This is a genomic window from Virgibacillus sp. 6R (genome assembly GCF_001895305.1).
Taxonomy (GTDB): domain Bacteria; phylum Bacillota; class Bacilli; order Bacillales; family Amphibacillaceae; genus Virgibacillus; species Virgibacillus pantothenticus.
The window spans coordinates 3,938,086-3,956,911 of the sequence record NZ_CP017762.1; the positions used below are offsets into that span (position 1 = coordinate 3,938,086).

General features: G+C 36.2%; 18 protein-coding genes and 1 pseudogene. 15 read left to right on the forward strand and 4 right to left on the reverse strand.

Annotated elements, in window-relative coordinates; all coding sequences use genetic code 11:
* Positions 1 to 18: 18 nt before the first annotated feature.
* Positions 19 to 945 carry an LCP family glycopolymer transferase gene (locus BKP57_RS17755; protein ID WP_050353504.1) on the reverse strand — a complete coding sequence of 309 codons (927 nt, stop codon included), beginning with the start codon at positions 943 to 945 and terminating at the stop codon, positions 19 to 21.
* Between the two features lie 1,103 nt (positions 946 to 2,048).
* Between BKP57_RS17755 and BKP57_RS17760 the strand changes: the two genes are divergently transcribed.
* The 10 genes from BKP57_RS17760 (at position 2,049) to nagB (ending at position 9,984) form a co-directional block, all read left to right on the forward strand.
* A complete protein-coding gene (locus tag BKP57_RS17760; RefSeq protein WP_050352299.1) occupies positions 2,049 to 2,624 on the forward strand; it encodes a TasA family protein in 576 nt (191 codons plus the stop codon).
* A gap of 182 nt (positions 2,625 to 2,806) precedes the next feature.
* A complete protein-coding gene (locus BKP57_RS17765; RefSeq protein WP_050352300.1) occupies positions 2,807 to 3,373 on the forward strand; it encodes a TasA family protein in 567 nt (188 codons plus the stop codon).
* Between the two features lie 233 nt (positions 3,374 to 3,606).
* Complete coding sequence (tapA, locus tag BKP57_RS17770) at positions 3,607 to 4,422, forward strand: amyloid fiber anchoring/assembly protein TapA (RefSeq protein ID WP_050352301.1); 816 nt, start codon at positions 3,607 to 3,609, stop codon at positions 4,420 to 4,422.
* Positions 4,415 to 4,996 carry a signal peptidase I SipW gene (gene sipW, locus BKP57_RS17775; RefSeq protein ID WP_050352302.1) on the forward strand — a complete coding sequence of 194 codons (582 nt, stop codon included), beginning with the start codon at positions 4,415 to 4,417 and terminating at the stop codon, positions 4,994 to 4,996. The genes tapA and sipW overlap by 8 nt, the downstream gene beginning before the upstream one ends.
* Before the next feature lie 24 nt (positions 4,997 to 5,020).
* Positions 5,021 to 5,683, forward strand: a complete 663-nt coding sequence (locus BKP57_RS17780; protein ID WP_050352303.1) for an LPXTG cell wall anchor domain-containing protein — start codon at positions 5,021 to 5,023, stop codon at positions 5,681 to 5,683.
* Positions 5,684 to 6,233: 550 nt separating this feature from the next.
* Positions 6,234 to 6,377: a DNA-binding anti-repressor SinI gene (gene sinI / locus BKP57_RS22310; protein ID WP_232231220.1), complete on the forward strand. Its 144-nt coding sequence runs from the start codon at positions 6,234 to 6,236 to the stop codon at positions 6,375 to 6,377.
* A 56-nt stretch (positions 6,378 to 6,433) separates the two neighbouring features.
* Positions 6,434 to 6,760: a helix-turn-helix domain-containing protein gene (locus BKP57_RS17790; protein WP_050352304.1), complete on the forward strand. Its 327-nt coding sequence runs from the start codon at positions 6,434 to 6,436 to the stop codon at positions 6,758 to 6,760.
* A gap of 739 nt (positions 6,761 to 7,499) precedes the next feature.
* Positions 7,500 to 7,652, forward strand: coding sequence for a hypothetical protein (locus BKP57_RS22560; RefSeq protein WP_166554445.1), 153 nt, complete (start codon positions 7,500 to 7,502; stop codon positions 7,650 to 7,652).
* Positions 7,653 to 8,075: 423 nt separating this feature from the next.
* The gene (gene nagA / locus BKP57_RS17795) at positions 8,076 to 9,272 is read left to right on the forward strand and encodes an N-acetylglucosamine-6-phosphate deacetylase (protein WP_050352305.1); all 1,197 of its coding nucleotides are present in this window, start codon (positions 8,076 to 8,078) and stop codon (positions 9,270 to 9,272) included.
* Positions 9,259 to 9,984 carry a glucosamine-6-phosphate deaminase gene (gene nagB / locus BKP57_RS17800; RefSeq protein WP_050352306.1) on the forward strand — a complete coding sequence of 242 codons (726 nt, stop codon included), beginning with the start codon at positions 9,259 to 9,261 and terminating at the stop codon, positions 9,982 to 9,984. Before nagA ends, nagB begins: the two co-directional genes overlap by 14 nt.
* A 218-nt stretch (positions 9,985 to 10,202) precedes the next feature.
* On the opposite strand, the gene BKP57_RS17805 is transcribed toward nagB, so the two are convergent.
* On the reverse strand, positions 10,203 to 10,835 hold the full coding sequence (locus tag BKP57_RS17805) for a YigZ family protein (protein ID WP_072742090.1): 633 nt from the start codon (positions 10,833 to 10,835) through the stop codon (positions 10,203 to 10,205).
* A 471-nt stretch (positions 10,836 to 11,306) separates the two neighbouring features.
* On the opposite strand from BKP57_RS17805, the gene BKP57_RS17810 reads away from it, so the two are divergent.
* The 3 genes from BKP57_RS17810 (at position 11,307) to BKP57_RS17820 (ending at position 14,795) form a co-directional block, all read left to right on the forward strand.
* Positions 11,307 to 12,446, forward strand: coding sequence for a sensor histidine kinase (locus tag BKP57_RS17810; protein WP_050352308.1), 1,140 nt, complete (start codon positions 11,307 to 11,309; stop codon positions 12,444 to 12,446).
* A 231-nt stretch (positions 12,447 to 12,677) separates the two neighbouring features.
* A complete protein-coding gene (locus tag BKP57_RS17815; protein ID WP_050352309.1) occupies positions 12,678 to 13,370 on the forward strand; it encodes a response regulator in 693 nt (230 codons plus the stop codon).
* Between the two features lie 582 nt (positions 13,371 to 13,952).
* Positions 13,953 to 14,795: a DegV family protein gene (locus BKP57_RS17820; RefSeq protein ID WP_072742091.1), complete on the forward strand. Its 843-nt coding sequence runs from the start codon at positions 13,953 to 13,955 to the stop codon at positions 14,793 to 14,795.
* 163 nt (positions 14,796 to 14,958) lie between these two features.
* Here BKP57_RS17820 and BKP57_RS22315 read toward each other — a convergent pair whose 3' ends face one another.
* Positions 14,959 to 15,234 carry an ABC-2 transporter permease gene (locus BKP57_RS22315; protein WP_156875373.1) on the reverse strand — a complete coding sequence of 92 codons (276 nt, stop codon included), beginning with the start codon at positions 15,232 to 15,234 and terminating at the stop codon, positions 14,959 to 14,961.
* Positions 15,235 to 15,356: 122 nt separating this feature from the next.
* Here BKP57_RS22315 and BKP57_RS17825 point away from each other — a divergent pair, with 122 nt between their 5' ends.
* Entirely contained in the window at positions 15,357 to 16,442 is a 1,086-nt protein-coding gene (locus tag BKP57_RS17825) for a response regulator transcription factor (RefSeq protein WP_072742092.1), read from the forward strand.
* A gap of 301 nt (positions 16,443 to 16,743) precedes the next feature.
* Here the strand turns inward: BKP57_RS17825 and BKP57_RS17830 are convergent.
* Positions 16,744 to 17,081, reverse strand: a pseudogene (locus BKP57_RS17830) (SCP2 sterol-binding domain-containing protein).
* A 209-nt stretch (positions 17,082 to 17,290) separates the two neighbouring features.
* Here BKP57_RS17830 and BKP57_RS17835 point away from each other — a divergent pair.
* Entirely contained in the window at positions 17,291 to 18,700 is a 1,410-nt protein-coding gene (locus BKP57_RS17835) for an ATP-dependent helicase ComFA (RefSeq protein WP_050352313.1), read from the forward strand.
* Positions 18,701 to 18,826 lie beyond the last annotated feature (126 nt).

The window sequence follows — 18,826 nt, forward strand, 5'->3', positions numbered from 1 at the left end:
TACTTGACTTTTTTTAGTTTACTTTGCATTCATATGTGTTTCAATTTCTGACTGTACTCGGCTGAATTCTGAATCTGGTAAAACATAGTACCAAATCCCGCCAATCTTTTGACCGTTTCCGTTAATTTCGACGTTTGATATGTTGTTTCTGGTGTTTCGATAATTACTAAATAACGTTTGCATATCATCCATGTCCAGATTTGTTTTTACATTATCCCCGAGTATGGAAAGAATATTACCAAACTTAGTAATACTTGAAAAACTGGCGCCTTTATTAATAGCAGCCATAATTACTTCACGTTGACGTTCATTACGACCTAAATCTCCTCTTGGATCATTTTTCCGCATACGGATGTAGTCTAATGCTTGTTCACCATTTAACTGAACTTCTCCTTGAGGGAATTCAGAACCTCCTTGTGAAAAAGCTCTATCGTTAGAAACAGTAACCCCACCTAATGCGTCAATTCCTTGTTTGAATCCCTCCATGTTTACGCTAGCGTAATAATGTATCGGAATATGAAAGTTTTCTTCCACTGTTTGGAGGGAAAGTTCTACATCTCCAAAAGCGTAAGCGTGATTAATTTTATCTTGACCTTTTCCTGGGATGTTAACATAAGTATCTCTTGGGATACTAACCATTTTCATTGCATTGGTTTTTGGGTTAAGTGACAAAACAATCATTGTATCCGATCTGCCTTTGTCGCCACTCCGTTCATCGACACCGAGTAATAGTAGATTGACAGCCTTTGTGTCTTTGAAAATAGCTTCTAACTCCTTTTGTCTTTCTGGATCATTATCACGTGACAATGGGGTATGCATTGTTTCGATCGTATTATCGATTTGATTCCAAACGTAAATTATAGCTCCACCAACAATGAGTAGAATAGCTAAAATAATTCCCCCTAGCCACAATGGCCATTTACGCTTTTTTTTATTTTTTTTCATACGGGTATTCAATTCATTCACTCCTATATACCATCTTTATTCAGTCTAGTGAAGCTAGATTCATTGTGGCCAGAAAATAAAATAGTTTGATTGGTGCAATAGATTTTCTCTTGTTTATCGTCACTATACTTTTAAGCAAATAATGAAGAGATTTGAAAACGCATTCTATCCGTAAACGGATAGTAACGCAGCAAAACTGTAAACGGAAGTTCGTAGCGATGTTCGATTCCGTATATTTTGCTACTAATCACTATGTTTCCCGTCTTGAGCTTTTATCCCATGCTAAATACGTTTTATTTTTGTATTACAAGACCCTGAAGGAATAAACTATATTCTATACTTCATGACCACAGCTAATCAATAAGTTGAAATTGTCTGCATTCATTATCTGATAGATTGTAAAATAAAAACAATTACGGTTTGATTATATCGAAATTAGTCGTTTTCGTCTATTTTTCCTATCCTTTCAATTTTGTCACATATACTAAGATGCTCTAAGACTTCCCGATTTAGGAGTTGGATAAAATTGTACAGCAACAAGTTTAAGTGGGAGGTAACAGCACATAAATGACCAATTCTTTCCACTACAATCAGTAGGGGATGAATGAAAACCCCTACTAACGAAGACGCACTTTATAAGGAGCGATATTTACCTGTACATATGAATAAATACCTACAATTGATTCACTATTTTTTCTCACGCAGCAAATAGAATTTAATTTTAGTTGTTTGAAAGTGATGTGAGGAATCAAGTCCATGTCAATTATTCAACGTTTGTTCATAAAATATAATTGTGTCTTCAGTTTGTTCTTTTTAATGGATAAAATAAATAAATTTAAGTATTTAAAAGTAAAATGAAGTAAATCGAAGAAAAGTGTTCTTTATAACGAATATAAGGCTTATTTTCAAGTTTTAAAATTGCGAAAACATATATTATACTCTAGATGTTGTTCTTTATAAGAAACAAAACAATCTCAAGAGAGAACATGTGGGGTTATACATACGGGAAAGGGGGATAGACAATTTTTTTATTGAAAGATCGTTTTATTTTACACTATAGGAAAGCATAAGATTTTTTCTAAAAGTATAGGGAGGAAAAAAACATGAGTTTTAAGAAGAAACTAGGAATGGGCATTGCAACAGCAGTTTTAGGAGTTGGGTTAATTGGTGGAGGAACATTTGCATACTTTAGTGATCAAGAGGTCGTAGAGAATTCATTTGCTGCTGGAACGTTGGATATTGGGGTGGACCCTACTATCGCCTTTGATATAAATAACTTAAAGCCCGGTGATTACATGACACGTTCATTTAAGATGACAAACGAAGGGACATTAGATATAAGCAAAGTACTAATGAATACAAGTTTTTCTGGAACAGAAGGATTTGAAGATCATTTACGAGTAGATTTCTTAAAGAGTGATGGAAAAGTAATTGAAAGCTTAAGTGGAAAGACAATTCGTGAATTAAGTCAAATAAAAAATCAGGATATTACGCCTGGGTTTTGGGTTTGGTGGCCTTTGGTTCAAGAAGGGAAAGGGATTCCAATTGGAACAGAAGATACAATCCGAATTAAAATCACATTTGTAGATAATGGAGAAGATCAAAATTTCCTTCAAGGGGCTAATTTAGATGTGGATTTTGCTTTAGAAGCACATCAAACAGAAGGAGAAGAGAAGTAACCAGGGGACTGACAGCAAAAGTGGAGATATATGCTTATCCCTCTACTTTTGCTGTTACAGATTCTTACTTCACTAACAAATATATGTGAAAAGAAGAGAGAAGATGACAAATAATAGCTCAACCTCCACAGCATGATGGTTCACATTATCTTTTGATAATTTTAACAAAGGTGGGCAGTAGCATGAATATAAAACAAAAGCTTTGGATGAGTATCGTTACGGCAATGTTAGGGATAAGTTTAATTAGTAGTGGTACGTATTCTTATTTTAATGATACTGAAGAATCGATGAATACATTTGCAACAGGTTTACTAGATTTAGGAATTAATAAAACGTCCATTATAGAAATCGAAAATCTAGTACCAGGTGACACGATCAATGGTCATTTCAGGTTAACAAATGATGGAACAATTGATATGAAGGAAGTTATACTTCATTCGGATTATGAAGTTGTCGATAAAGGCGAAAACAATAAAGGAGAAGATCTTGCTGATTATATTACTGTCGAATATCTGCATCGTGTAAACGGGAAGGAAGTCGTGATATTTAAAAAGAAATTGTCTGAAATGAAAAATGAATCTATTCCAGTATTGGAACAGTTTCCAATCGATAGTGATGCAGAAAAATTTTCGGTGAGATTTTCGTTTATTGATAATAAAAAGAGTCAAAATCATTTTCAAGGTGATTATATTCGCTTGCAATGGAGCTTCGAGGCTATGCAGCGAGATGGGAAACCGAACTTTCAATAACCATGATGATATAAAGGAAGGGGAGGAAAACTCCTTCCCAAGTATCGTATATATTTAAAAACATAAAACAATTGTTTTACGTTTTTAAATATATACCTGCTAAAAATGGTATAAAAAAGATAGTGTCAATAGAGGTAGAAATCAACCATGAGTTTATCGCAGTGAAAATGAATTCCTTTTACGGATATGTGAGAATTGCACTGTAAATCTATATAGAATAAGGTGGGCTAGATGTGAGAAGAACCCGTATCAGTCGGTATCAGAATAAATATCGTTATTGGTATTTTAGCTTAAAGGTGTTCGTAATTGTTTATGCGGCAGTTTATTTGCTAGGTTACATGGCATCTTCAACCACAGCTTATTTTCATGAAAATGTTCAATTAGATGGGGAAGTTACTATCGGTGAGTGGCAGGAACAACCGCCAGTTATAGAGGAAACTTACGAGCTGGAATTTATCCGTAAGCAAGTACAAAAGATAACTACATGTGAACGAGTGACTTTAAAAGCTAAAATCAAAAATATCGGTTCTGTGGATATGACCAAGTCGCTTACGTATGACGTGTTTTATACAGAAAAAGGAAATCCAATGAAATATGGCAAATCATTGGACCTTGAAAAAGGGGAAGGAGAAATTAATCCGTTAGCAAAAAAAGAGACAGCCACATTAACAGCTACAGTAGAACAGCCAGGAGTTTACGTGTTTCTTGTTAAACAAGCTGATGACGATTTACTATGGAGCAAGGAAATAAACGTGCAATGCAAAGAGAAGCCAAAATCTAATGGTGTAGGTAAGCCTTCAGAAAACCAAGCGACAAATCAAGTACAGTCTACTCCAAAAACAAAAAATGAAAAGAACGAGGAAGTAAAAGATGCTAATCAAGAAAAAAACGAGAAAACGAAGCAGCAAGTGGATGAAACAAGCGAAGCACAAACACAGCAAACTAAGATAAATGAAAAGCAAGAAGTAATAGCTGAAGAGAAAAAGCAGTCCTCGCAAAAGGACCAACCTGATTTAAATAAGCAAAAGGAAGGGGAAAGAAATGAATAAAAAAAGAAAAATATTTAAGTGGGCAAATCGTATTGTATCTTATGTGTTATTTATAACGTTACTTGTCGTGGCTAGTGTTGTTTTAATGACCAAGGTTTCTGGTGGGGAACCGGAATTATTTGGTTATCAGCTTAAAACTGTTCTTTCGGGATCCATGGAACCTGAGATCCAGACTGGTTCGATCATAGCGATAAAGATGATTTCAGAGACAAATGAGTTCAAAAAAGGAGACGTCATTACATTTAAAGCAGACGAAAATAAGCTCGTAACCCATCGGATTGTAGACACGACGAGCACCAAAAATGGGGTTGTATATACAACAAAGGGTGACAACAATAATGCGGAAGATTCTAGCCCTGTTCTTGCTGAAAATGTAGTTGGTGAATATAAAGGATTTACCATTCCTTACCTCGGTTACTTTATACATTTTGCTCAATCACCTAATGGAAGTATTTTCTTATTAATCTTGCCCGGGGTGCTCTTGTTAGGATATGCAGGAATTTCAATTTGGCGAACCTTAGCGCAATTGGAAGATGCTAAAAAAACGAATCAAGCCAATGTTAGTGGACATTAGGCTTTGAGGTAGGGAAGTTGATGGATGATGAGGAGAAGTTTTTATATCACTGTTAGTCTACTCGCTGCATTATTTTTAACCCTAAGTGGACTGTTTACAAAGATTTATGCAGAAGAGGAAATAGCTTTTGATGTGACCCCGGACGATGTTTTGTTTGATGTTCATCATATGAAACCTGGAGATTGGGCTCCGCGAACCGTAACTATAAAAAATCAAGGTACCGACCCTTTTCAATATAACATGAAGGTAGAGAGTCAAGGCGGGATAAAGCTTTATAATGAACTATATCTGGAAGTAACAGAAGAAGATCGTTCATTGTATGACGGAAAGCTGAAAGACTTTACTAGTATGGAAGCGAGAAGGCTAGCACCCAAGTGTAAAGATGAGATTACCATGACAGTACGTTTTCCAAAGGAACTAGGAAACGAATATCAAGGAATGGAAACGAATTTCTCCATCGTTTTTACTGTCGAAGGAGATGGAAACACGAATGACGAGCAAACCATAATCGGAAAGGTGGGCACGGATCTAAATGATGTTGGCCCAAAGCTGCCTAATACAGCAACAGGTATGTTTATATATATATTACTTGGTTTGATATTAGTTGGAATAGGTGGCTTTTTTATTCTTATTTCTTATAAAGTGAAAAACACAAAACGTCGAGAGTTAAGTTGGAAAGACCAATGACTGTAGAAATTGTAGTTTCAAAGCTAATGGTTTCATGGCTTTTAAATTGATTCGCTTAAACCTTTACCTGTTATCTGAATTAAACTTCATCTTATCCCAAATGTAAGGTGCCGCTACCCCCACCCGCTACGGGGAGCCTGAGTAAATATAACGAAAGCTAAATAGGGGTAACGGCACTTAAATTCCCGATTCGTTGGGCCTGTAAGCTGTCGCATGCAAGGCGCGGCTTGTAAAAAAAGCGTTTTTTCTTTTTCAAGGGAGCTTTAGTTTTAGCCTTTGCTCTACTTTTCAATTATCGGAGAATGAAAGGAACTCCGGCTGATTGAAATTTTCACTTTATGGAGGGAATCAACTTTCAATAAAAAACAGTAGCTTAAAGCAAATTACTTTCAAGAGTATCAGACATTTTTTTCGAAAAGCAATACAAAACTAGTTACTATACGACAAAACAAGCTAGGGAACAAGTAGGAAGAGTGTAGTATAATAGTCTTGGGAGATGGGCAGCAAAATGCTGGTGCTGCATATGATATAATGGAGGATGATGATCTTAATGAAGGTGAAGCAACTGTCACTGGATGGCGAATGGGTAGAGTTGGTAAAGCAAGCTAAAACATTAGGTATTCCAATCGAAGATGTCCGTTTGTTTATACGTACTGTACGGGAAGAAAATAATGTCTATGATAACTATTTTTAGAAATAGTATAACTCACCTAGGTTATGGTATAATGCCATTTGAAAGAAGGTGAGGAATTGATCGGAGAAAAAATAAAAAAATTACGAAAAGATAAAAACATGTCAATTTCAGAACTAGCTGAAAAGGCTGGTGTAGCGAAATCGTATTTAAGTTCAATTGAACGTGGAATACAAAAGAATCCTTCTATTCAATTTATGGAAAAAATTAGTCACGTACTTGGTGTCTCCATTAATGAACTGCTAAGAAAAGACCCAAGTATGCCTGCGGAACAGTTAGATGAGGAGTGGCTGGAAATTGTTAAAGAGGCAATGGAGTCTGGAGTGACTAAAGAACAGTTTAAAGAATATTTGGAATTTAATAAATGGCGAATTAATAAACAATAACCGTGGAGCGATAAGATGCTTGCGGTTATTTTACTTTGTAAGCAAGCTTAAATACTTTGGTTGCGATATGATATTTTGCTGTTTCCGTTTTTTTAACAGTTGACTAAAACCACGAGGTGTTCAACATCTAGACGGGTCTTTTTGTAAAGGAGTTCAATTGCTTATCACGGCTAATCAAGGCACTTGCTTTTATATAATAATTACTCCGTAAGCGTGAGTTCACCTAGTGAACAAAGGCTTGGGGCGCCCGTTTAGCAACGTAGCGAATGGAACGAATCAACTAAAGATTTAGGAATCATGCCACTAAAAACAGGGGTATGCCGACGCCTGAGCGGCAAGCCCGTTTTTAGTCGGCCTTCCTCTTTGTGACGAACCGATGAGACCTTATCGTAGCGTAGGGTGCATTTCTAAAGTCGCATCGTTGCCGGGCTCGTGCGCCGGACGTGACTAGTCGGTTATTTCGTTATCCACAAGCACCTCATTTTATAGGTTCCTATAAAATCAAAAAAGAAATTTTCCCTATTTGATGGTAATAGCATATGATATAGTGACCCAATTTAATTGAATCGTTTCTACAATTGCATATATTCTTATTTCTAAAAAAATAGTCGAAATGATTGTATAACGCTGTAACTTTTAGTAGAATTTATAGTAATTTAGAAAAAAGATTATCGAATGAATGAAGTTAAGTAGTCAAACATTTATTTGCACAAAATGAAGGTGTAAAGGTGGGGATTTGATGGGTGAACAAGAAAGGTATAAAAAATTATTAAAAAAAGTTATCCGAGAAACAGAAAATCAAAATATAAAATCTTCTCAAGAAATGGTGAATATGCTTATTAAAGAATTACGAAGTAGCACAATAACAAGTTCAGTAGCGCATAAATCCTAAGATCAAGAAGTAGTATTTCTTCTAGAGATGCTGCTTCTTGATATGTTGTCATCTGTGAGTAGTTTAAATATGAGGCTATAACCATTGTCATATTGATGAATGTGACTTATTTTAAACAATGTTTGTTTTTTTATGAATTCAAATGAAGAAATGGAAATCGGGAGAAGTGACGTGGCATTGTGATAGGTAGCTCAGCTAGTTGTAGGTGCTAAAATGATTTAATCGATGTACTTGCTTAAACTAAAATGCAAACGTATAATTTTTATCGATCTGCGATGTAACAGGGATAGATTGACAACTAGGAGTAATGTGAAAAAAAACACAAGTTATGTTACCATCGTCCTAGAGAGTTAAATTTTAGAAACTCTGTAAGGAAAGCAAGGAAACATATTACATGATTCGTAAGGAAGGAAGCGACGTAAGATGAAAGAAACTTCTCCAGTGTTAATTAAAAATGCAAAAGTGTACACGGAAACAACAGTTATAGAGTCTGGTAATGTACTTATGGATGAAGGGAAAATTGTTTCCGTTCATCCATCTGATGAAATGCCTTCCAATTTGCCTGAAGGAACACAAATTATTGATGCGAAAGGTTTAGCCGCTATCCCTGGGTTCATTGATGGGCATATTCATGGAGCAAATGGCGCAGATGTGATGGATGCTACTGAAGCTGCTCTAGATACGATGGCTTCTGTATTGCCTAAAGAAGGTACAACTAGCTTTTTAGCAACGACAATTACGCAGGCTCCAGAGCAGATTGAGGCTGCGTTAATCAATGTACGGGACTATATGAATAAAGGAGGACAAGCAGAGGTAATTGGTGTTCATTTAGAAGGCCCATTCATTGAAAAAAAGAAAGCTGGTGCCCAACCTTTACAACATATTAAGGACCCGGATGAAGCTCTATTTGATCGTTGGCAGGAGTTATCCGGGGAGAAAATAAAAACGATTACAATGGCGCCTGAGCTTGATCCAGATGGATCGTTTATTAAAAAACTGGCCGCAGAGGGGATTAATGTCTCGGCAGGTCACACAGATGCTAATTATTCTTTGATGCAACAAGCTGTCAAACATGGAGTTAGACAAGTTACTCATTTATGCAATGCCATGAACGGCATCCATCATCGTGATATTGGCGCGGTTGGTGCGGCCATGGAATTAGAGGAATTACGTGCAGAACTCATTGCAGATGGCATTCATGTTGTTCCGGAAATGCTGCAGCTGATTTATCGCAATATCGGTAGTGAACGACTGTTACTAATCACCGATGCGATGCGAGCAAAATGTTTGCCTGCTGGCGAATATGAACTAGGTGGACAACCGGTGCATGTATCATCTGATCGAGCATTATTGGATAATGGCACGTTAGCGGGAAGTATTTTGAAAATGCAGGAAGGTGCGCAAAATATGTTGCGCTTAACAGATGTGTCGATGAAAAATATAGTTGAAATGACAGCTGTTAACCCTGCTAAACAAATTAACATATACGATCGAAAAGGGAGTATTACTCCAGGAAAAGACGCAGATGTTCTTTTAGTAGATGAACATCTCGATATTAAATATACATTCTGTCGTGGAATAATAGCTTTTAAAGGAGATAAGCAAAATGGAATTGATTAAGGTTCGTAATTATGAGGAATTAAGTGAGTATGCAGGGAAGTTGGTTCTTGAAAAAGTAAATACGCTTGAAAATCCAGTGCTTGGTTTGGCAACAGGTTCTACTCCAGAAGGACTTTATCAGTATTTAATAAATCAGTATAAAGAGGGTAAGGTCTCTTTTGAGCATGTCGTTACCTTTAATCTCGATGAATATGTAGGCTTGGAAAAAGATGATATTAATAGCTATAATTACTACATGAATGAAAAACTGTTTAAACATATTGGTATTCCACGTAATCAAACATATTTACCAGATGGAAACGCAATTGATTTAAACGAAGAAGCTACAAATTATGAAAATCGTATCAAACAGGCAGGAAATATTGATTTACAAATACTCGGGCTCGGTCTAAACGGTCATATTGGGTTTAATGAACCAGGTACACCTTTTACAAGCAGGACACATATTGTTCAGTTGGATGAATCTACGCGTCAAGCTAATGCACGCTTTTTCATATCAATAGACGAGGTTCCTTCTCAAGCTATTACAATGGGCATTGAAACAATTATGGAAAGCAAACAAATTGTATTGCTTGTTTCAGGGGAAGGAAAAGCGGAGGCACTGCACCGTGTTATCAACGGCGAAGTGAGTGAGGAATTTCCTGCATCGATTTTACAAAAACATCCTCATGTAATCATCGTAGCGGATGAAGCGGCATGTAAGTTACTTTAAGTGAAATGAGGTAATATGAAAAAAGCTGGGACATCAGTAATTAATATATAGCAAAAGCCGAACAATTAATGATTTATAATTGTTCGGCTTGCTTGTATTAAAAAATCCTATCATCGCTTTATTGTTCGTTTTTTAATCAGCTGTTTTAGTTATGTCGCTGCCTCGTTTCCTACATAAGTCAAGTCTAAAATCATAATCCAAGGTTTCATTTACTTTGTTCATACATCAATTTCTATATAGGTTGTGTCTGTTTCATTTATTTCTGCTTGCGCATTCGATAGTTCAACAATAAATGCCTTGAATTCGGATTCAAACCCAACTTCTACATAGACGTGATAAGTGGCTTGATCCGTATAGTCAATTGCTTGAAGGATATATTCTGACTGTCGTAGAGCATGTTCTATTTTTCCTGATAGCCCGTAATCTGCTGTAACAGTGAATCCTTGCATTCGCTGCCGCTTCACAACGCCAGTCGTTTTGATTGCTTGCGAAGTTGTACTTCCATATGCACGAATCAATCCGCCTGCACCAAGCTTTATGCCCCCAAAATATCGAGTTACAACAACAGCTGTGTCTTTCAGTTTTTGCTTCTTTAATACTTCTAGAATCGGAACTCCTGCTGTTCCACTAGGCTCTCCATCATCATTTGCTTTTTGAATTTGGTCGTGTTCACCAATTAAATAAGCGGAGCAATTGTGTGTTGCATCATGATGTTTTTTCTTTATTGCGTGTATAAATTCTTGTGCAGCAGCTTCTGTCTCTACTCTTTTAACATAGCCAATAAACCGGGACTTTTGTATGATTATTTCATCTTGACCCTCGTGTTTTACGGTATAATAACGATCTAGCAACTTGCATTTCCTCCTTGGTATTTTGCATGGTAAAATAATAAATAAACGATTGTAAACTGTTTTGTTCTACGTATTAACAAACAGTGTATTTGTGTTTATATATATTTCATTCTTATATAAAATGATGACATAAAGTAATGGGATATTCAATTAGCATTCTTAGAAGCGGAAAGTTATTCTCCATTTAAAGTTTCACTTTAAAAAGAATTTCCTTTAAAACGGTTTAGATAGCGGGAAAACAGGATATAAAGTATCTAGTTTGAGTTGCAAGCTGTTTTGGTAACAACAAGAAATAGGCTCCGAATTACAAATAATGGATAAACTACATAAGCATATAGGTAGTAGAGAGCTTAGTCATTTTAGTAAAATTGAGTAAAAAGATGCATTTTCTGTCCTTTTTATGTATGCTAAAAGACCCTATAAAAAAGATGAAAGTATGCGTATAATTATAACATAGGTTGGTGGGAAATGATGGCGCAGAGAATTAGTGATAGAGCTTTAGATTATGTTATTCATGAAATGATTGAAGTAGTGCAAAATAGTAAAGATGAGATCTTTAACATCAGTGAAGAAGCTAGAAATGAGCATGAGCATCTCGTAAAAGAATTACAGGATACGAAAATCAAAGTGGCACAGCATATCAATGACGGAGACGAATTAGAGCAAAAAGTTCGCTTTTCTCGCAGACGTCTGGCTGAAGTAAGCAGGTATTTTGATAGATACTCAGAGGTCGAAATACGAGAAGTTTACGAGATGACACATTCTATGCAAACGAAACTAGCTATGCTGCGTCAGGAAGAGAGTGTATTGCGAGAAAAAAGAGATGATTTAGAGAGAAGATTAATCTCTCTCGGACAAACCATTGAACGTGCTGAGGGCTTAGCGGGTAAAATATCTGTAGTACTTAATTATTTACACGATGATTTCCAGCAAGTGAACGAAATGCTAGAAGAAGCAAAAGAAAAGCAGGAGTTTGGATTAAAAATTATTGAAGCTCAGGAAGAAGAAAGGCGAAAGATTTCCAGGGAAATTCATGATGGACCCGCACAAATGCTTGCGAATATTTTACTGCGTTCTGAGCTCGTAGAACGTACTTTTCTTAATCAAGATGTTGAACAGGCTATTGCAGAAATGAAAAGCGTTCGGGAAATGATCCGCTCCTCTTTATATGAAGTGAGAAGGATTATTTATGACCTTCGACCAATGGCTTTGGACGATTTAGGGTTAATCCCCACCATGAAAAAATATGTTGCTACTGTAGCTGACTATAATGATGTGAAAATTGAATTCCATTCATTTGGAGAAAAAAAGCGATTGCATCAAAAATATGAAATTGCTGTTTTTCGTTTAGTTCAAGAAGCTTTGCAAAATGCAGTAAAGCATGCTGAAGCGTCTTTGATTCAAGTAAAATTGGAGATTGGCAAAAGTAATTTAACCATGGTGATCAAAGATAATGGAATAGGCTTCGATCCTTTGATGAAAAGAGATAAGTCGTTTGGATTAATTGGTATGAGAGAAAGAGTGGAGATGCTTGAAGGGGAAATGAATATTTCGTCCAGTATAGGAAAAGGAACAACCATTTTTATAAAGGTTCCTTATACGTCTGTATAACGGTATAATGAAGTAGAAGTGTTTTTATGTGAGTTTATGTTTGTATGAATGATACTTCACCTTTTATAATAAGATACCTCAAGTCTGATTATAAGAGACTAGTAATCTTTTAACCTCAAAGAAGCTTGTTCCAACGTATGGTTAAGTTTATAGAATAAGAAGAATTGGATTCTATCATAAGTAATTTCTGGGGTAATGAAATACATTTTTGATGCAGGAGGAACAAATATAATGAATGAGGAAAGAAAATTACGCATTGTGTTAATAGACGACCATAAATTATTTCGTGAGGGAGTTAAAAGAATCTTAGATTTTGAGCCTTCATTTGAAGTAGTGGCAGAGGGTGATGATGGTTCGATGGCTGCCAAACTCGTAAAGGAGAACAATCCTGATGTAGTATTAATGGATATTAATATGCCAAATATGAATGGTGTTCAAGCAACTAAAGACCTTGTACGTTATTTTCCAAATACAAGCGTCATTATCCTTTCCATCCATGATGATGAGAGCTATGTTACACATGCGCTTAAAACGGGAGCACAGGGATATTTGTTAAAAGAAATGGATTCGGATGCACTTATTGAAGCGATTAAAGTGGTAAGTGACGGCGGGTCTTATCTCCACCCTAAAGTGACACATAACTTAGTGATGGAGTATCGCAGACTAGCAAAGGATAATATCTCCTCTCTTTCGGAAAATGGAATTGAATATCGACAACCGCTTCATTTATTGACCAAAAGAGAATGTCAGGTGCTCCAATTATTGGCAGATGGCAAGAGTAATCGTGCCGTAGCAGAAACTTTATACATTAGTGAAAAAACAGTGAAAAACCATGTTAGTAATATTTTGCAAAAAATGAATGTTAATGATAGAACTCAGGCTGTGGTTGCCGCTATCCGTAAAGGTTGGGTAGAAGTAATTTAAATTAGTCTGATTGGGATGGTGACGTTTGCTACAAGTATAGTATTATATAGATTACGAAAAATGCTGCTTCTATATGGGGGTGGCATTTTTTTCATGCTACATCTTTTTATAAAATGGAGATTACTACTCAGTGTTACACAAAGCAGGAAAAAGAGGGCGGGGAGAGATAAAGGGATCTTATTTTATGATTTATCCCGTATATAAGGTGCTGGCTCCCACTGAGGAGTTGGATAATTGTACTGCAACAAATCTAAACGGGAGATAACAGCACCTAAATGTCCGATTTCGTAAGCGGCCTTAAGTCATACTATTACGGTACGAACATGAATGAAACCCCCGCTGGTTGAAGATTCACTTTAATTAGAGTGGAGCAAAGCAGTTCATGAGCGATCATTCTTAAAGGTTTTTCAATATCAATGTAGCTTAATGGAAGATCGTAAGGTAAGGGTAATCCCGTAAATACTTGAAAGACTCATTACTTCATATAAAACATGCATTTTTTATTATTTTCATGTAAAATATAGTAGGATTGTTATATGAAAATATCAAAAGCAAAGAATATGGAAAGAGGAGAAGGTTTGCATGAAAGTTGCTGTAATGACAGACAGCACCGCTTATATACCGAAAGAAATACGTGATAAATATGATATATATATGGTGCCTTTAAGTGTCCAATTTGCTGATGCTTCTTACCAGGAAGAAATTGATATTACAACGAATGAATTTTATCAAAAATTAACTGATACAAAAGAGTTACCAAAAACCTCGCAGCCGTCGATCGGTTATATTACTAGTTTACTAGAGGGTTTGGCTAAAGAATATGATGCGGTTGTCTCTGTTCATCTTTCCAGTGGAATCAGTGGTACGTATCAAGCTGTAGTAAGTGCTGGTGAAATGGTAGATGGAATTGATGTCTATGCTTATGATTCTGAAATAAGCTGTATGGCGCAAGGTTTTTATGTATTAGAAGCGGTAGATATGGTAAAAAATGGAAATCTACCTGACGAAATTATCCAGCGCTTCGATGAAATGAAGCAAACGATGCGTGGTTATTTTATGGTTGATGATTTAAGTAATTTGCACCGAGGAGGACGCCTAAACGGGGCTCAAGCAATAGTAGGCAGCATGTTGCAAGTGAAACCAATTCTTCATTTTGTAGATAAGGTGATCGTTCCATTTGAAAAAATTCGCACAAAGAAAAGAGCTCTTCAACGGATACTTGATTTATTGGAAACCGATGCTTCTGAAGATCATCCGTTGAAAGTGGCATTTATTCATGCGAATAATGAAACTGCTGCAAGGGATTTGCAACAACGTTTTTTAGAAAAATATCCTGACGCTGATACGAGCATTAGTTATTTTGGACCTGTTATTGGCACACATCTTGGAGAAGGCGCATTGGGTGTGACATGGTATAAAAAATAGAGCGCTACAACTTACTACTGGAAATATAATTGGCTCATTTGTAATTTGCTTACTACTCGCATTAAATAACTAAAAATGATGGTTTATAGACCAATTGTTTTTTTATCACCATTGCTGGAGAATGGTACAAGGCCCTATAATAGGGAGGGCCTTGTTTCCATGGTTAACTAACAGATTCATTTATATTAGCTTGGTGTTCTATTTGCTTTTTATCGAAACGATATCTTACAAAAAAGACGATCAAGGCAAAGACGGAAAAGATAATGAAATAAAGGAATAAAACGCTAATATTTTCCCACATATTTGACGTAATCCCCAAAGTAATAATACTTCGATAACTTTCTATAGAATACGTAAATGGTAAAAAGGCACTTAACTGACGTAATCCTTCTGGAAGCATATCAATAGGTAATGAGGATCCAGTAGTTGATAACTGCAAGACAACAAATACTAAAGCAATAAATCTACCAATATTACTATAGCGACCTCCAAGCTATACAATATGTGTTTACTAAAATTAGTGAACATTTGCTTACGGAAAAAAGAGAATATTTGTTTACAATGGACCATTTTTTAAAACATCTTGTAACTTCCGAACAATTGCCTATTGAATGGATTGCTGTTATCGAAAGAAATGAAAAGGTATTTTATGTAAACAAATCATTTCATAAAAGCCAGCAATTGGTTAGCACAACCTACGATCTTAAAGCAAGTCATATTTTTGACTTAACGGAAAAATTATTGAAGTATATTCCAAGTTCTGATAAAACCAATACGATTACGATTCCTTTTGAAAACAGTACGCTACTATTATGTATGGATAGGGAAAACAAATACATTACGCCTTTTATAAACTATACGCTACAACTCTTCGAAAGTAGTAAGGCAATGGTAAACATATCTCGCCAAGAACAGCAATGGAAAGATGCTGTTATCATGTTTTATGAATCTATTTTACAAGCTAAAACATTTGATGAAGCTTTAGAACTAGTGACGAAAGGGTTTATCAATTACTTACCATTTGAACGGTGCGGAATTTTTTCTTACTCTCCGAACGATGAGGTAGGAATTGGCTTATCCGGTCATCGTTTTGACATTAAGGCAATTCAAGGGATTACAGAAGATGTACGGAATCTGCCTTTAATCAATAATGGACTTGAATTACTGCGATTGTTTGGGAAGGGGATGAAATTTCTGCAACCTCTTTATATTTCTGATGCCAAAGACAGCTTCCCAGCTAATTATGTTCAGAAATTTCAATTAAAATCAGTTGTCGTTGTGCCAATTTTTAAAGCTTCAAATAATAGACTTATAGGAGCAGCTACTCTTGATCAAGGAGCTAACAGTAAATTTACTATTTCAGAAGATATGTATTCTGCACTGATTAAATTTGGACAAAGTTCTGGAGAAATTATCGGAGAATTTAAAAATAAATCACCATTATTAAGTCAACCATTCCATTTATCAATAAGAGAGATTGAAGTTTTAACATTGATGGCTGAAGGAGAATCAACAAGCAGCGCTGCTGATAAATTGCAACTAAGTGAATACACAGTACGTGATTATATTACAACAATTATGCGGAAAATGAAGGTGAAAAACCGGACGCAAGCTGTAGCATATGCAATAAGAAGTGGAATCATATAGTTTGAAAAAAGAATCTTTTTCCAAATAAGGAAGAAAAGCTGATGCAAAGAAAATAATAGGGGCATTTAAGAAAGATTATCCAACCATGGCTGGCTTATTTTTTATCTTAAATCATTGTTATTATTCTATTTTTTCTGTAAAATATAACATAGGAAATACCGGGCTCTTAATTATAAATCCGACCATGCGCCATTGCATAGTTGTGTTCCAGTAAGGTTGTCCTAAATTTAGAAATAAAATAAGTGTATATTTTTTACAGTACACCGCTGAAGATGATAGTAGTTTTATTTTTTCTTTGGCATTATTGCTTGTTATATAGAGATATAAGATCTTGTAAACGTATTGCTAACCTCATATCTCCTTCTACTTTGAGCTTACCACTTAAAAAAGCTTTCTTCCGCTTAATTTTCCGGTAGCAAGATAGGTGAAGTGCTCTGTCTTCATATGAAGGGTACAATCTGCTTTTTCTGCAATTCCTTCTATGACAAAACTGTTTTCCTCTCGTATTACCAATTGATAAGTAGTTGAATCACTGTTTTTGAAGTTAAATTGGTATACGGCATCCATGTCCTTTATAATGGATGACTTCTCATTTATCGCTTCATTCATTTGTTGGAGGATTCGTCCAGCTTCTAACATCTACATTGCCCCTTTCTAAAATAGTATTTAGCTTATCGTATATGATTGTTTCATTGTTTACTATCCCGAAAAATATAGGATATATAGATATATCTGAAAAACCCCCCCTAGATTTGTATGCTTTTCTTTATACAACATAACGACACATTAGAAGTATTGCTCCCTGGAAAGAGAAGTAAGAGAACTAAATAACAGAGGATGGTGAAAATATGGATAAAAAAACAAGTTTGTTATATCCAAAACTTGCCCAGCAATTAGAGGGAAAGCTTTTACTGCGCGAAGAAATCCCTTTGGAAGACTCGCTATTCGATTTTTTACTTGAAAAGAACATACTTACTCCAGTACCCTCCATCATTACAACACTATTCACCAAAATTTGTCAACGCTGTGGAAATCGCACAAAATCCCAATTTGCAAAGATACATGATGTCAATAGGAAACAAGTCATCTGGTACTGCCGAAATTGCCTTATAATGGGTCGAATAATTGAAACGGAGCCGCTATACCGCTGGAATGGACAACCTTTTCCTTGGCAAAAACATGAAGCTGCTTGTACTTGGGAAGGTCAGCTTACGAAAGCACAAGCGAAGGCTTCGGAAATGGTACGACGTTTTATTTTACAGCAAGAATCGTCACTGTTGATTTGGGCTGTTTGCGGATCTGGAAAAACAGAGATGTTATTTTCTGGAATCGAAGAAGCATTGCGACAAGGAATGCGAATTTGTATAGCTACGCCAAGAATAGACGTGGTAAGGGAATTACTCCCCCGAATACAACAGGCTTTTTCAGCAGTAGCCATTCAGGCATTATATGGGGATAGCGGTGAAAAGCAAGGTACGTCACAAATCATCATCGCATCAAATCATCAGCTATTACGGTTTGAACATGCGTTTGATGTCGTCATCATTGATGAAATAGACGCTTTCCCTTATCACAAAGATGCTTCGTTAGCTTTTGCGACAGAAAGGGCATTAAAGCCTTCTGGTACAATGATATATTTAACCGCAACACCTAGGCAAAAGCAGCGAAAGAAAATGCAGTTGAAGCAATTAGCGCATGTTTTTGTACCAACTCGTTATCATGGATATCCACTCCCTGTCCCCGTAACGTGCATGTGCTTTGCTCTTCAGAAAAATTTGCACAAAGGAAATCCACCTCGTGCCTTTATCCAATGGCTCCGTCTGAGACAAAATCAGCAACGGCAGCTGCTGATTTTCCTTCCGACTATTGCTCTCACGGAAAAAATAGCTAGTAATTTAAGTGAACTGCTTATTCATGAAGATGTTATCAAGCGTCCAGCAGAAATTTCTTCTGTGCATGCTTCTGATCCAGATAGAGAGCAAAAAATTTCCCTGTTTCGTGAGAAAAATCTTTCTGTATTAGTAACGACGACGATTTTAGAAAGAGGTGTTACTTTTCCATCTGTTGATGTGGCAATTATCCATGCAGGTCATTCCGTATTTGATGAAGCTGCGCTTGTTCAAATTGCAGGAAGGGCTGGAAGGAGCGTAGACGATCCGACTGGCGAGGTGGTCTTTTTTCACGATGGAAAAACAAATGCAATGATCCGAGCGGTTCGTTCGATTAAAAAAATGAACCGGATAGGGGGATGGTTATAACTTGAAATGTTTATCCTGTCACAGCAATATTACAACTGAAGTAACCTGGAGAACGTTTTTCTATCCAACATCTATGAAAATATGTAAATTATGCAATCATTTACTCCCTGTGATAAGCGGGTCGCG